We start from the raw sequence: 14,633 nt of genomic DNA on the forward strand, positions 1-14,633 counted from the left end.
GTGAAGGCGGCCGTACCGTAGGCGCAGGCGTTGTAGCTAAGATTGTAAAATAATCTGCTTTTGCTGATGAAAAGAAGCCCCCCTGTGGGGCTTCTTTTTTTGTACCTTTTTAATTTGGAAATGATATAATATTTTTAATGACTCTGATTTCAATGAAGAAAGGTGAATATATATGAAAATGAAAAAGTGGCTGGCCGTTTCTACTATGGCAGTGATGCTGGCAGCCGGTACTATGTCTGTAAACGCGGATTCCATGACTCTATCGGGGGGAGAAGTACTGGATATGGGCTCTTCTATCTCCGTGTATCCGGGAGAACGGTCGTTTTTTGGTAGTCAGTTCCATGACTGGCTCCTGAGATCCGATGCCGCCTCTACAGTGGAACAGGCGCTGGAAAGTGCAAATCTTTTCCCAAAGGACAAAGGATATGAGAAGGAAATGGCTGAAATGGCGGTAGGTATCCTGAGGACCGGAAAGGTGTATCAGGTTCGTGCATCGGCTAATGATACTTTTTATCAGGGAATGGTTCTGTCTCTGGCGGTGTCTGACAATGATATGCTGAAAATAGCAATGGCTGGCAGTGCCGCGCTGGATAAGGATGGGAAAACCGGTGCCCTTACGGGTAATGAAAGAAAAGAGGCTGCAGATCTCGCACTGGCTGCTCTTCGTGGGACTGTGGAAGTAGAAGAACACTCTTCCTGGTCAGACCGCGTTTCCCGCCAGGGGTTAGTATATCGTACAGCAGATGCCAAAGTGGCTGTTACCAGAAACGGTTTTCTTCTTCCCCTGTACGTGAAGGGAGTTATTACCAGAGGAGAAGGCAAAACCGTGTATACTGCATTTGTATCGGACCAGGCTTCCGGAAATTATTTCAGGCCTTTCCTTGATAAGGCATTGAAAGAAGCTAAAAAATGAGTATGAAGAAAACAGTTTCACTGCTGGCAATATCCCTTTTCCTTGTGACTGGCGCGGTGGGAGCTCAGGACGGAAACCGGTTGGCAGGAACAAAGGATGATATTCTCTCATCGGTGGGAATTGAAAGTACATCAGTATCAATTCCGAAAGGAGTATTGCCTGGTGTTTTCCCAGGGGTGGGACCGGTACTCGGCGGACAGGCAGGGACAGGTTCTACCGTTTCCAACAGTGAAAAGACGGAATCTGCAGAGGTAATACCATCTGACGAAATGAAAGGTTCCTTCCTTAACGGAAAGACTATGCCGAAAACTGTGGGATACCGTCCTTTTTCAAACAATAACCCGTCCCCTGGAACCTATGGAGGAGTCCTGACAGTTAAGGGAAAATCCTATACGGCCGGTGCATTGGCGGCTGCTGCCGTATTCCGGGGACCGAAATCGGATGCTTGCTTCGGTGGTATGTTTCTTCCCGGCGGTTATTCACAGCAGGCGGGAGAACGGATGCTTGCTTTTAATATGACTCTCCTTAAACTGGAGAGTATTACGAATGATGTATTTCTAAAAGCCGTAGCTGAGGCACGGAAAGATACGGGAACCCAGGTGCCCTATGATTTTCTGGCGGTAGATATGCTTCATGTGGAGCAGCTTCACAAGGTCAATGATGCCCCTAGAATTTACAGCTTTTCCCTCCGCCCGGTGTTTTCTGTGGACGGATGGGTACTCCCTCTGTTTTTCCGGGGTTATGCCGCCAAAGTGGATGATTCCTACCGCTTTTTACTGCTGGCTTCTCCAGACAGTGAAAAAAATCTGGTCAGTGAGGCCGGGCTCCGTCTGGTCAGTACCCGTTGAATTAAAAGCTCTCCGAAGAGGAGAGCTTTTTGAATTGTGAATCTATGAAAAAGCTATGGTATAATCAGCAGAGATTGATTCTTTCAGGAGGGACCTATAATCATGGCAAAAAGACCACATATCCATCTGCTGGCCACCGGAGGGACTATTGCAGGGAGAGCGATGTCAGATACCGCTACTACCGGATACAGAGCCGGTGCTCTTTCTGTAGATGATCTGGTGGCAAGTGTGCCTGGCATCCGTGATGCAGCTGATCTTACAGGAGAAACGATTTCATCTATTGACAGCAAGGATATGACTGAGAATATCTGGTGTACCCTGTCGTGCCGTATCCGGGAGCTGGAAAGGAATGGAAAAACTGATGGTATTATCGTTATCCATGGGACCGATACCATGGAGGAAACCGCATATTTTCTGGAACTGACCACAGATCACAGGATACCGGTGGTTCTTACGGGAGCCATGAGGCCTGCTACTGCTGTCAGTGCGGATGGTCCTATGAATCTCCTGAATGCGGTGCGGCTGGCAGGAGTAAAAAAAGCGGCTTTTATGGGAGTGCTGGTCATGATGAATGATACCATTTTTGGCGCCCGGGATGTGACAAAGGGAAATACGCTTTCCCTTGATACTTTCTGTGCTCCCCGGGGTCCCTTAGGTCATATGAACGATGGTCAGGTAGAGTGGTATCACGGGCCCCTTCACCGGGAAGGGGAGGCGCCTTTTTCGGTGGACTCACTGACTGCCCTGCCGAAGGTCTACATCCTCTACGGCACCGCCGGCGCCGATGGTGCCATGGTTAGGGCCGCCCTGCAGGCCGGAGCGGAAGGACTCGTCTATGCGGGCACCGGCAACGGCAGCATCCACGAAGCGGATGAGAAGGAACTGGCAAAGGCAGCGGTCCAGGGAATCCCGGTGGTCCGGAGCTCCCATGCCGGCAGCGGCACCGTCATCGGGGCCGAGGCATCCTATGAGAAAGAGCATTTTATCCGCGGTGGCTCCCTGAATCCACAGAAAGCAAGAATTCTCCTGCAGTTAGCTTTGACAAAGACGAAGGACGCAGGAGAGATACAGGAGATGTTTGAACGATACTGAGGGGGAAGGTGGCGGCGCGGGAAAATTAGGAATGAGGAATTAGGAATGAGGAATGGATGTGGCGGCGCACAAAATGGGAAGCGCCGCCTTTTGAAGTGCTATTGCGGCTTTGCCGCAGTGGAAGTCGTCAGGAAGCCCTGTAATCCTGAACACAAGAAAGATTTCTCGACTCGTCGGAGCTGTAGCGATTCTTAACGTTAGAGTCATATATCATGCTTACACCGCTCGAAATGACGTTAGGAGGATATAGTCATCAGAAAGATGATGGTATTTCTGAAAAATGACCCTCTTCATTTCTCGTCATTTCGAGCGGAGGCAAGCGTCGTAGTGACTATACCCGTAAGAATCGTATGTGGTAAGGAGTCGAGAAATCTTTCAGAAGAATGACTGTGACGATGTAACAACGCAGAAGTTGTTGAGAAAGGGGGCAGGAGGGTAACGATTTCGGCGAGATGGCACACTGCTTTTTGTCATATAGATAGCATCAAAAAAGATGGTCCCATGGATAACCATGGAACCATCTTTTTTGATTGCCATCAGAGTTTCCGGAGGAACCGGAAGCGGATCCGGTCCATGAGGCCTAAGCGGGCGAGGCAGGCTTTGCGGGCTTTGCCGGTGATGGCGGCGGCTTCTTTTCTCTCGTCTTTCGAGAGGGTACGGCCGGAGTATTTCGCTGTCACCAGGAGGTCGATGAGCCGGTCGAAGCCATCGAATCGTCCGTCTTTCCGGTAGGCCTTCTTCCTGTCTTCATAGCTCCCTTTCCGGGGAATCCCGGCCCACCGGGTCAGGCGGTCCGTATAGTCCAGGAGGCGGTTGAAGGAGTCTTTGTTCCTGGGGGCGGCGGCCAGCATTCGGCTTACGGCGGTGAGGCGGATGGCGAGAAGGAGAATGGCCGCCAGCAGGAGGAGGGGCAGGATGAGGAGGCCCTTCGGGAAGGGTCTGGCGCTGTTGGCAGCAGGGGTCTGTCCCTGGAGCTGCGGGGGCTGCTGGCGCTGGGGAGTGGATGGGGAGGTCCGGGGTGGGGTCTCTTTCTTTTCTCCTTCGGAAGGAGAGGACTGCTGTCCCTTGTCCTGGCCCTTCGGATCCAGTGGTGCGTCAGGGGCACCGTTGTCGTTTTTCTTCTTGTCCTGGGGCAGGGGGAAGGGGTTGTCGGTCCCTTCATAGCCCGGCGTCATTTCCACAGGCCGCCAGCCGAGGCCGTCCACATAGACTTCAGCCCAGGCATGGGCGTGGTGGTCATTGATGGAATACTGGCGAAGGCCATCGGCAGAGAGGGGAGCTCCGTGAAGTTCATCGCTGCCCACGGTGAGGCCGACGGCGTAACGGGCGGGAATGCCGCTTTCCCGAAGGAGCATGACTGCGGCGGAGGCAAAGGAGGTGCAGTAGCCCTTCCTGCTTTCCGTGAGGAAGTAGGTGATGAAGTCTTTGCCCAATGGGGTCTTGCCGGGATTTGTGGTATAGGTATAATTTTTCGCCAGGAAATTCCGGATTTCTTCGACCCGCTGCCGCTTTTCGGCCAATGTGGTCACTTTGCTTACGGGGCCAAGGGCAGAGAGCCCTTCTTTCACGGAGTCCGGAATGTCCAGGTAATGGCGGTACACGAAGTCCCGGTATTTCTTCTCCGCTCCCAGGTAGGTGCGGTAATAGGGGTCCGACGAAGATTCCCGGTCCATCATGGAAAGGAGGGCTCCGGAAGGCAGGTCCCAGAGGTAGGTGCTGTAGGCTTTCCCTTCCGCACTCACCGGAGACCGGTCGAAGGCGAAGAGGGGAGCACCGAAGCTGGCATCGTAGGGAAGAAGGAAGAATTTCGTCTTTTCATAGACCGCATTGACGGCGAAGTCCTTCTTGAGACCCTCCACAGAGCCATCGTCCAGGTAGTTGGACAGGCTCTGGGACAGGGCGGGGCTCCGGGCGATGACTTCCATGAGCCAGGCCCCCTGGTCATACCATTCGCCCCGGTTGTCCCGGAAGAGGTCTTTCACACTGTCGTAGTCGGAGTCCGGCAGGTCTTTCCAGGCGTTATTTCCATAGTCCCCGCCGCTCCAGCTCCGAAGGTACAGGCGGTGGGCGGTATCGGCCATCTCAATGTCCGCAATGATGCGGCCGGAATAGCGGATGCCGTTCACGGTCCCCAGTTTCTGGTGGCCTGCGGTGCCCTTCATCATGCCGGTGTAGGCATTACCGGCGTGGAAAATAGGGTCATAGGGGTCGATGAAGGAAACGATGTCTTCCTGGAGCCGGGAGAACAGGGCGGGCTGCTGGTAGTGGCTTTCCGGAATGGCCAGGCAGATGAGGAGGCCAAGGACCAGGGACACCGCAAAGGCCGGGATTTCCGGATGGGAAATGGGACCGCCCCGAAACCGGGCCGGCAGGGATGCCAGAAAGGCACCGGAAAGGACAAGGGCCGCTGCCGGCGGGTTGATGCCGAAGTAAAAGCCCAGAAGCAGGAGGAAGAAAGAAAGGATGCCCGCTGCCAGGGCGCCGGCCTTCGAGAGGAAGGCGGCCAGGAAGAACCAGCAGGTAAGGAGGAGCAGGAAGAGCTCCGCCATCACAGGGCTCGCCGGATGGGCGAGGCGGGGAATGTCCATATCCACGTCGTAGGGCTCTTTCAGGGTGGTGATAAAGGGCACCGATAAAGAGCGCAGGCTGTCCATGAAGCTGCTGCCCAGAAGGAGGGCGACGGCGGCCAGGACAACAAAGAGCAGGGCCAGCAAGGGGAAACGCCGCTTCTCCGGAAGGGATCCGAAAAGGAGGGATACCAGCAGGGTGATGATTCCGGCGGCCAGGCCAAAGGGCAGGGCCCCTTCTCCGAAATAGGAGAAGAGGATGGATACGGTGCCAAAGGCACCGGCGGCGGAGAGGAGGGAGGAGAAGAATATCGTTTTACGCATTATTTCTTTCCTCCCAGGGCTTCATAAATGGCCTCCCTGCCGGAAAGGGCAGCCCGGGGCGCATCGGCAGCAGCGCACCAGATGGCGGGATGGAGGATGGGGGAAATGGGGGGATCCGGATTTCCCGTGAGGTAGCAGATCGGAATGTAGGGGGACAGGGTACTTTCCCGGAGGGCGCCGTCTGTCCCGGCCCGGAGGAAACCGGCCAGGCCATCCAGCCATTCCTCCCGGCTGTGAATGGCGGCGGTTACCGGTCCCCGGTCGGTGGCGAAGGCAAAGCGGAAGGGCATGCGGGCCGACAGGAGAGCGAGGCCCAGGGAATAGAGGGCATCCCCTATGGTATCCCGCAGGACCGGTTCCTTCTCATAGTCTGCGGCCAGCACGATTTTTTCACTGTCTGCAGGGTAGGAATCCCTGACGTAGACGTCCTCTTTCCGGGCGGTGATTTTCCAGTTGATGAGATGGGGATTGTCGCCGGGTTTATAGGGGGTGGCACCGAAATATTCCACTTCGTCACTGCCGGTGAGTTTCCGGAGGCTGGCCAGGGCACTGTGATAGTCTCCTACCGCCTTGGGGTATACAAGGTAGGAGGAAGACGGGAAATCCCGGTGATAGTGGAAGAGGCCGAAGGGGTCAGTCCAGGAAACGTGGATTTTCCCGATGCTTTCCCGGCCGCAGTGGATGGCATTTCTGGTGAAAAAGAAACGAAGGCCCTCCTTCGTTTCCTCAAAGGATTCCCAGGGAGCCCCGTCCAGGAGGATTTCCGGGGAGCCCAGGAAAGAGAGGAAAGGACCGGTCAGGAGTGCCGTGATTTCTACGGCCTCTCCCCGGCTGGCATGGGAAGGGCCGCCAGCGGTGACAGAAAGGCGCTTCCCTGCCCATTTTCCGAAGAAAAAGAGGGGGACCGGGGTGAAGATGAGGACCAGGGCCAGCAGAAAAGCATCGTACTGGTCATAGATAATCATGAGCAGCAGGGCGATGAGCAGGATGAACAGATAGTAAAAGCGGCCCATTTAGTCCTCCTTCAGCGACGGAAGGGGCAGGGAGGACAGAATGGAGGAAAGCACGGATTCCGCAGTTTTCCCGGCATACCGGGCGTCACCGGTAAGGGAAATGCGGTGGGACAGGGTATAGGGGGCCACAGCCATCACATCGTCGGGGGTGGCATAGGTCCGCCCTTCCATGAGGGCATGGGCTTTCGTCATGGCGGCGAGGCACATGGTGCCCCGGGGAGATACGCCGAGGCGGATATCCGGATGATTCCTGGTGGCTCTTGCAAGGTCCACCATGTAGCCGTAGAGGCTGTCTTCCACATGGATGCGGCCGGCTTCTTCCCGGAGGGCCAGGAGCTGGGCCGGAGAAATGACAGGGGTGAGGGTTTCTGCGGGGTTTCTGCTTTCGCCGGAGAGGATATGAATTTCATCTTCCCGGGCCGGATAGCCTACGGTGATGCGGATCATGAAGCGGTCGGTCTGGGACTCCGGCAGTTCCTGGGTGCCGGAAGAACCGAAGGGGTTCTGGGTGGCCATGACGATGAAGGGCTGGGGAACGGCATAGGTCTTGCCGTCTACCGTGAGCCGTCCTTCCTGCATGACCTCCAGCAGGGCGGACTGGGTCTTCGGGGAAGCCCGGTTGATTTCATCGGCCAGGAAGAAATTGGTCATGGCACTGCCTGGCACGTAGCGGAAGGAGCCGCTTCCTTTGTCGTACATGGAAAAGCCGGTGATATCCGATGGCAGTACGTCCGGTGTGAACTGCATGCGCTTGTAGTCCAGCCCCAGCACATGGGTAAAGGAAACGGCAATGGTGGTCTTGCCGACACCGGGGATATCATCGATGAGGATGTGGCCGCCGGCCAGGATGGCGCAGAGAATCCGGCGGAGCACCTCCCCCTTTCCCAGTACCGCCTTCCCGGTTTCTGCCAGGATGGAATCAATCATTTCTTTTGTATTCATAGGGTTACCTCTTTTTCCTTATATATGTATAGTAATATTTTATATTATACTCCTTGTTGGAAGGGGGAAAAGGGTAACGCCTTCGGCGAGGGGGTGCAAGGGGAATGGCCTGCGGCCAAGGTGGTGGAAGCGGTGCGAAAAAATCAGGAATGAGGAATGGTGGTGGCGGCGCACAAATTGGAAAGCGCCGCCTTTTGAATTTCTATCGCGGCTCTGCCGCAGTGGAAGTCGGCAGAAAGCCCTGTATTCTCGAACACAAGAAAGATTTCTCGGCTCGTTGAAGCTGTAGCGATTTTTGATGGTAGAGTTATACAGCATGCTTACCACCGCTCGAAATGACGGGTTTCGTGTAGAGTGGGAGTTCAGAGAAACAGTTTTAGAAAGATGACGCTTCCCCGATAACGTCATTTCGAGCGGTGGTAAGCGCCGGATTATTGAAGAATATAAGAATCGTATGTGAGAGAGAGTCGAGAAATCTCCCTGGTAGATGCCTATGACAGTGTTACAACACCTGAACCCGTAAGAAAAAACTGTATTCCTAAACACGAGAAAGATTTCTCGACTCGTCGAAATTGTAGCGATTTTGGGCGTTAGAGTCATACGGCATGCTTACACCCGAGGGGGAAGCGTGTCACTGGATTCTTGGTCACTTCGCTGAAGGTGTTACCCTTCATTCACTTTGACCGCTTCTCTATTTGACAATCCTCTATCTTTTCCTCTATAATAGGTATCGTTATGGAAGGGTGTCCGAGCGGTTGAAGGAGGCGGTCTTGAAAACCGTTAACTTCGTGAGAGGTTCATGGGTTCGAATCCCATCCCTTCCGCCACCAATGATTCCGCGGGGTGCCCGCGGATTTTTTGTACTATGGAGGTTGTATGACCGTAGCCGGAAGAACAATAGATTTCTGGTCCCTTTTCAAACGGATTGTGGGGCTGGCCATTGGGGCCATTATTTATTCTGCGGGACTGAATCTGTTTCTCATCCCGAACCATATCATCGATGGCGGCGTCACCGGTATTTCCCTTCTGGTGCAGGCGGTGACGGGGATTCCTTTTTCCGTGCTCATCGTGGTGCTGAACCTGCCTTTTTTCTACCTGGGCTACAAGCGCCTGGGGGCGGGGCTGGCAGCATCTGCCACTTTTGCCATTGTGGTGCTCTCGCTCTGCTCTTCCTATTTTGAAACGCTGACGCCGGCCACTACAGATCCTTTCCTGTCCACCATCTTCGGCGGTATTATCATCGGCATCGGCGTGGGTATCGTCATCAAGAGCGGCGGCTCCACCGATGGTACGGAAATCGTGGCCATCTGGCTGGATAATAAGTCCTCTTTTTCCGTAGGGGAAATCATCATGTTCTTCAACCTCTTCATCCTGGGGGCGGCGGGATTTGTGTTCAGCTGGAACAGTGCCATGTATTCCCTGATTGCCTATTTCATCTGCTCCCGCATGATTGATGCCGTGTCCACGGGACTGGATTCGTCCAAGGGCATCTTCATCGTCACCACAGACTACGATGCCGTGGCGGATGCCATTGTCCACGATATGGGAAGGGCCGTGACCCGGCTCCATGGGCAGGGAGGCTACCTGAAAGATGACAAGGATGTACTCTACTGCGTGGTGACCCGGCTGGAAGTGACGAAGCTGAAGCAGGTGGTGCATCATATCGATCCTTCCGCTTTCCTTTCAGTTTTCGATGTACAGGAAGTTCAGGGAGGACTTGTGAAAGGGAAAAGTCTGTAAGTCGTAAAAAAAACTCCTCTTCATGGCAGCTTGTCATGGAGAGGAGTTTTTTAGTGGGATAGTGAGAGGGGGAGTGGCTGAGGGGAAGGGGTACGACACAGGAAAATCGGGAATTAGGAATGGATGTGCACCGCACAAATTGGAAAGCACTGACTTATGAAGATTAACTCTGCGAATCCATCAGATTTTCCTTACATCAGGAGAATATCCGGTCTTTGTCATACCGTTCTCCGCCGGCACCGGGAAGAAGGTTATATTCTTCGGTCCACAGGGTCTTGTAACGAACGGCCTGGAGGTGGATTTTCTGCAGGGTCTTTTCATCGAGCTGTTTTACGACTCTGGCGGGCCGGCCCATGACGAGGGAATGGGCCGGTACGATGGTGCCTTTCGTTACCAGGGAACCGGCGGCTACAATGGAGCCTTCTCCGATGACCGACTGGTCCAGTACACAGGCTCCCATGCCGATGAGGCAGTTATCTTCTACCCGACAGCAGTGAAGCAGGGCACTGTGGCCGATGGTGACAAAGTTTCCGATATGGCATTCGTAGCTTTCTCCGTGGATTACCGTATTATCCTGTACATTGGTATAGTCACCGATGGTGATGGCCTTGTCGCCCCGGACCGTGGCATGGTACCAGATACTTGAAAATTCTCCGACCCGCACATTTCCGATGACATCGGCCGTTTCAAATACATGGGCCTTTGGGTGGATGGCGGGACTGCTTTTTCCATTAGATGTAATCATGGGGATTCCTTTCCGCTTTTGGCAATCGTTGGAAGCTGGCCTGCTTTTATTATAAGCCATGGAGGGGGTGAGACAGAGTAAAGAAAAGTGACGGAGGGGTAACGAATTCGGCAAGGTGGCGGCGCAGAAAAATTAGGAATGAGGAATTAGGAATGAGGAATGGATGTGGCGGCGCACAAATTTTGGAAGCGTCGCCTTTTGAATTGCTATCGCGGCTTTGCCGCAGTGGAAGTCGGCAGAAAGCCCTGTATTCCTGAGCACGAGAAAGATTTTGGGACTCGTCGAAGCTGTAGCGATTCTTGACAGTAGAGTTATACAGCATTCTTACCACCGCTCGAAATGAAGATAGCTGTAAAAATAGTATGTGAGAGAGAGCCCCGAAATCTCCCAGGTAAATGCCTGTGACGGTGTTACAACGCGGAGAGAGGGCTGAGGGGCAACGCCCTGCGGGCGAAGTGGCTCAGGGGGAATGGCCTACGGTCAAGAGGGAGGAGGCGTCGTTTTCTGATTCGTGTGCCGCCACAACCGCTTTTCACTTTTTCCTATCCCTGTTACACTGCAAAGGAAACGCATATAAAATCTGCTTATTACCAGCTTTTTTGTCAATTCCCCTTTTCAACTGTGTCAAGTTATTGTATAATTAGACAATTTGTGCCGGAATCGGTACGGGAGTTTTTTGTGAGTATCTCTAAGAGGGGGAACTATGTCAGAAAAATCTTTGGAAGAACTGGAATTTGAAGAAACCGGGGTGACCCGGAAAGAGCGTTGGAAGATCATGTGGGCTTCCATCATCGGCTATGCTATGGATGGTCTGGATGTGCTGATCCTGTCCTTTGCCATGGCGGCCATTGTCAGTGAGTTTGGCCTGTCCCTGGGGGAAGGGGGACTTATCGCTACGTACACACTGATTGGTACGGTGCTGGGGGGTTATCTTTTCGGCATCTTTGCCGATTATTTTGGCCGGGTTCACACCTTTTCCCTGACCATCATTATTTTCTCCATTTTCACCGGTGCCTGTGCCTTTGCAGACAATGTGACCCATCTGGATATCCTCCGTTTCCTGGCAGGCCTTGGGCTGGGCGGGGAATACGGTATCGGTATGACCCTTGTTTCTGAAACCTGGCCGGCGGCAAAGCGTGCCCGGGCTACGGCAGGGGTGGCTATGGGCTGGCAGGCAGGGGCTGTGCTGGCGGCTATCCTGGCGGCTTTTGTTCTACCGGATTACGGATGGAGAGGCCTGTTCCTGGTAGGTGTGGTACCGGCACTGCTGGCTGCCTGGGCTCGCCACGGCCTGAAGGAACCACCGATGTGGGTCAAGAGAAAGGAAATGAAGAAGGCCCTTCTGGCCCGTAAGGCAAATGGCGAACAGCTCACGGCAGAAGAGGAAGAGGAACTTTCGGAAGCAAAGAAGTTCCCTCTGGCCCATCTTTTCTCCAGCCCGTCCAAGACGCTGACCACCGTGTCCCTCACCATCATGACCAGTGTCCAGAATTTCGGCTACTACGGCATCATGGTATGGCTGCCCATGATTCTCCTGAAGGAACACGGCCTCACCACGAAGTCCATGTCCGGCTGGATGATTGTCACCGTTGTCGGTATGATTGCCGGCATTTACGTATTCGGCTATCTCTGCGACCGTCTGGGACGCAAGATTCCGTACCTCATTTTCTATGTCTGCACAGCAGCCATGGTTTATATCTATGTCAATCTGGGAACTCCGATTGCCCTCCTCTTTGGCGGCGCTTTCCTGGGATTCTTCTGCAATGGCATGATGGCTGGCTATGGCACCCTTCTTTCTGAAAACTATACCACCGATGCCCGCTCCACGGCCCAGAACTTCATCTTCAATACTGGCCGTGCTGTCGGCGGCTTTGCACCTGCCATCATCGGTGCCCTGGCCCAGGCCCATGGATTCAATGCGGCCTTCGTCCTCCTGTCCTGCGTCTATCTGGCGGCAGCGCTGAATGTGCTGTTCTTTATCAAAGATACCAAGGGCGTTACAATTAAATAATCTATGATTCTTTAAGAGCTGTGAAATGGGATTTCCTGTTTCGCAGCTCTTTTCCATTGAACTTGACCGCTATATGCTGCCCGTAATTTCGCCGCTGGGGATAGAAGATAGATGGAAGAGAACCGGCATTTCCGGAAAAGCACTGATTGTATCAAACTTTGTGAATCAACAGCGTTTTTCTGGCATTATAGTTTATGTTTTTATTACATTCTCGGACGGATTCTTTGACGGATTCCATACAGCCCCCGCCTACAATGAAATTATCCCGATATTCATTGTAAGGAGCGTGAATCGACTATGTTGAAAAAGAAAATGATTTCCCTGACTGCTGCTGTCCTGCTGGCAGCCTCCCTGAGCCCCCTGTGCTTTTCGTCTTCCCCGGTGTGGGCGAAGGATTATGAACGCCTGGTGGTGATGAGTGATGTCCACTACGGCAGCAAGGAGCATAAGGACCTGGCCAAAAGAGCACGGGTCATGGCGAACAAAGAAAAGGCGGTGCAGGATATCAACAGCTGGAAGGATGTGGATCTCTGTATCTTCACGGGGGATATGGTGGAGCTTTCCGCCGGGGATAACGAGTACCGTCTGGCCCGGAAGCTCACGGACAAAGTGACCCAGCCGAAGACATTCATTGCCGGAAATCATGAAGTGGTGTACAGTGAGACACCGGCGGTGAAGGGAAAACTGCAGCCCGCAGACCCCTATGAACGGATGGAACATATCGGAGAATACAAGGCCAACTATGGGCCCCTTTATTATGCGAAGAACATGGGAAACTACCTGCTTCTCTTCCTGTCGCCCGATGAAATCGAAGGGCATATTATCAATAACAAGCCCTATGCAGTGGAGCTGTCGGAAGCGGAACTGACCTGGCTCAAAGCGGAACTCAAAGCAAACCGGAATAAGCCGACCCTCATTTTCTGCCATACCCCATTGGAAGGGACTATCCTGCCGGATAACAGTGAAAATGAACCCCGTAATTTCACGGCCCCGGCGAAGGAAATCAAAGATATCCTGTCCCAGAATCCCCAGGTCCTTGTATGGGCTTCCGGCCACACCCACACGCCGCCTACAGACGCCAGCTTTGATAACGCCGTAAACCACTATGCCGGTACCTCGGTACTGGATGTGTACAATCCGGCATGGGAAGGCGATCAGATCTGGACCAATTCCTTCTACCTCTATTCGGATAAGATTGTAATCCGCACCTACAGCCATGAAAACCATCAGTGGCTGACCCGGTTCGACCGGACCATTTCCCTTCCGGCATCCCTCACTGCGTCCAATACGAAACCGGCGGCCTGAGGGAAAGTAAATCAGCTGCTATTCACTGCGCGGGAGCCGCACATCATATTTTCTTTTACTAGCAGAGTTTCCTTATTCCATATGGACAAAGGGCCTTCTATAATGTATAATTATTGCAATAATTTGTATAATTTGCATAAAAATGAGGTGCTCCGATGAAACTGTGGAAAAAGGGAATACTCCTGGGGGCTGCCATGATGCTGGCGGCCGGCATGATGGCCGGATGCGGCGGGGAGAAGAAGGCTGCTGCCTCTTCTGCCAATAAGAATGTGCTGAAAGTGGCTACCAATGCTACCTATGTGCCCTTCGAATTCAAGACAAAGGATGGCTCCGACTATACGGGCTATGAAATCGACGTGGTCCGGGCGGTGGCTAAGGAAATGGGAAAGGACGTGGAATTCCGGAATATCGCCTTTGACGGACTCATTCCCTCTCTTCAGTCCAAGGAAGTGGATATGACTGCTTCCGGCATGACAGCCACCAAAGAAAGGGCCCAGAAGATTCTTTTTGCAGCGCCCTTCTATGAAACAAAACTGGCCGTGGTGACCCGGGCGGACAGCGATATCCACTCTGTGGACGATATGACCAAGGGACAGGAAATCGCCGTACAGGTAGGGACTACGGCGGCCTACTACGCCCAGGACAAAGGCATGCATACAAGAAACTTCGACCACTCATCGGACATTGTCATGGAGCTGAAAGCCGGCGGTGCCGTAGCCGGTATCCTGGACAAACCGGCGGCGGACTACTTTGTAGCCACCGATGGGAAGGACCAGTTCCGGGTGGTGGACGTGCCGGACTCCAAGGTCCAGTACTTCGCCTTTGGATTCAATAAGGACAATAAAGAACTGCAGCAGCAGGTGAATAAAGCCATTGCGGACCTGAAGCAGAAGGGGACACTGAACGAACTCCATGAAAAATGGTTCAAACAGCCCCTGCCGGACATGCCGGCCACTACAGAAGAAGCGCTGGGAATCTGAAATATAAAAAAAGCAGGAACAGAGTGATGTTCCTGCTTTTTTTGTGAGATAGTGGAAAAGTTGGGAGTGATGGAGGCGCCGGGAAATCAGGAATGAGGAATTAGGAATGAGGAATGGATGTGGCGGCGCACACAATGGGAAGCGCCGCCTTAT

General features: G+C 53.4%; 12 protein-coding genes and 1 tRNA gene. 9 read left to right on the plus strand and 4 right to left on the minus strand.

All coding sequences use genetic code 11. The annotated features are described in order from the left end of the window. The first annotated feature begins 172 nt into the window (after positions 1 to 172). The 3 genes from QZR21_RS01640 to QZR21_RS01650 all read left to right on the plus strand — a co-directional run bounded on the left by QZR21_RS01640 (position 173) and on the right by QZR21_RS01650 (position 2,853). Positions 173 to 913 carry a hypothetical protein gene (locus tag QZR21_RS01640; RefSeq protein WP_296096378.1) on the plus strand — a complete coding sequence of 247 codons (741 nt, stop codon included), beginning with the start codon at positions 173 to 175 and terminating at the stop codon, positions 911 to 913. A gap of 80 nt (positions 914 to 993) precedes the next feature. Continuing rightward, positions 994 to 1,761: a hypothetical protein gene (locus QZR21_RS01645; RefSeq protein ID WP_296973419.1), complete on the plus strand. Its 768-nt coding sequence runs from the start codon at positions 994 to 996 to the stop codon at positions 1,759 to 1,761. Between the two features lie 102 nt (positions 1,762 to 1,863). Then, positions 1,864 to 2,853, plus strand: a complete 990-nt coding sequence (locus tag QZR21_RS01650) for a type II asparaginase (protein ID WP_296096382.1) — start codon at positions 1,864 to 1,866, stop codon at positions 2,851 to 2,853. A 536-nt stretch (positions 2,854 to 3,389) separates the two neighbouring features. Here QZR21_RS01650 and QZR21_RS01655 read toward each other — a convergent pair. Genes QZR21_RS01655 through QZR21_RS01665 form a run of 3 tightly spaced genes read right to left on the minus strand, consistent with a single transcriptional unit; the run spans position 3,390 to position 7,699 of the window. Further along, the gene (locus QZR21_RS01655) at positions 3,390 to 5,744 is read right to left on the minus strand and encodes a transglutaminase family protein (protein WP_296096383.1); all 2,355 of its coding nucleotides are present in this window, start codon (positions 5,742 to 5,744) and stop codon (positions 3,390 to 3,392) included. Beyond that, positions 5,744 to 6,757 carry a DUF58 domain-containing protein gene (locus QZR21_RS01660; RefSeq protein ID WP_296973424.1) on the minus strand — a complete coding sequence of 338 codons (1,014 nt, stop codon included), beginning with the start codon at positions 6,755 to 6,757 and terminating at the stop codon, positions 5,744 to 5,746. Before QZR21_RS01660 ends, QZR21_RS01655 begins: the two co-directional genes overlap by 1 nt. Beyond that, on the minus strand, positions 6,758 to 7,699 hold the full coding sequence (locus tag QZR21_RS01665) for a MoxR family ATPase (protein WP_296096387.1): 942 nt from the start codon (positions 7,697 to 7,699) through the stop codon (positions 6,758 to 6,760). Positions 7,700 to 8,436: 737 nt separating this feature from the next. On the opposite strand from QZR21_RS01665, the gene QZR21_RS01670 reads away from it, so the two are divergent. Both QZR21_RS01670 and QZR21_RS01675 read left to right on the plus strand, forming a co-directional pair. Then, positions 8,437 to 8,526: transfer RNA gene (locus QZR21_RS01670), tRNA-Ser, on the plus strand. Between the two features lie 49 nt (positions 8,527 to 8,575). Then, entirely contained in the window at positions 8,576 to 9,439 is an 864-nt protein-coding gene (locus QZR21_RS01675; protein WP_296973426.1) for a YitT family protein, read from the plus strand. A 196-nt stretch (positions 9,440 to 9,635) separates the two neighbouring features. On the opposite strand, the gene QZR21_RS01680 is transcribed toward QZR21_RS01675, so the two are convergent. Next, positions 9,636 to 10,184 carry a gamma carbonic anhydrase family protein gene (locus QZR21_RS01680; RefSeq protein ID WP_296096393.1) on the minus strand — a complete coding sequence of 183 codons (549 nt, stop codon included), beginning with the start codon at positions 10,182 to 10,184 and terminating at the stop codon, positions 9,636 to 9,638. Between the two features lie 703 nt (positions 10,185 to 10,887). Between QZR21_RS01680 and QZR21_RS01685 the strand changes: the two genes are divergently transcribed. The 4 genes from QZR21_RS01685 to QZR21_RS01700 all read left to right on the plus strand — a co-directional run bounded on the left by QZR21_RS01685 (position 10,888) and on the right by QZR21_RS01700 (position 14,480). Further along, positions 10,888 to 12,195, plus strand: a complete 1,308-nt coding sequence (locus QZR21_RS01685; protein WP_296096395.1) for an MFS transporter — start codon at positions 10,888 to 10,890, stop codon at positions 12,193 to 12,195. Between the two features lie 25 nt (positions 12,196 to 12,220). Beyond that, positions 12,221 to 12,499: a hypothetical protein gene (locus tag QZR21_RS01690; protein ID WP_296096397.1), complete on the plus strand. Its 279-nt coding sequence runs from the start codon at positions 12,221 to 12,223 to the stop codon at positions 12,497 to 12,499. Next, a complete protein-coding gene (locus QZR21_RS01695; protein WP_296096399.1) occupies positions 12,493 to 13,500 on the plus strand; it encodes a metallophosphoesterase in 1,008 nt (335 codons plus the stop codon). Before QZR21_RS01690 ends, QZR21_RS01695 begins: the two co-directional genes overlap by 7 nt. A 155-nt stretch (positions 13,501 to 13,655) precedes the next feature. After that, the gene (locus QZR21_RS01700) at positions 13,656 to 14,480 is read left to right on the plus strand and encodes a basic amino acid ABC transporter substrate-binding protein (protein WP_296096400.1); all 825 of its coding nucleotides are present in this window, start codon (positions 13,656 to 13,658) and stop codon (positions 14,478 to 14,480) included. Positions 14,481 to 14,633 lie beyond the last annotated feature (153 nt).

The sequence above is a fragment of the uncultured Dialister sp. genome (genome assembly GCF_900541605.1).
In the GTDB taxonomy this organism is placed as follows: Bacteria; Bacillota; Negativicutes; order Veillonellales; family Dialisteraceae; genus Dialister.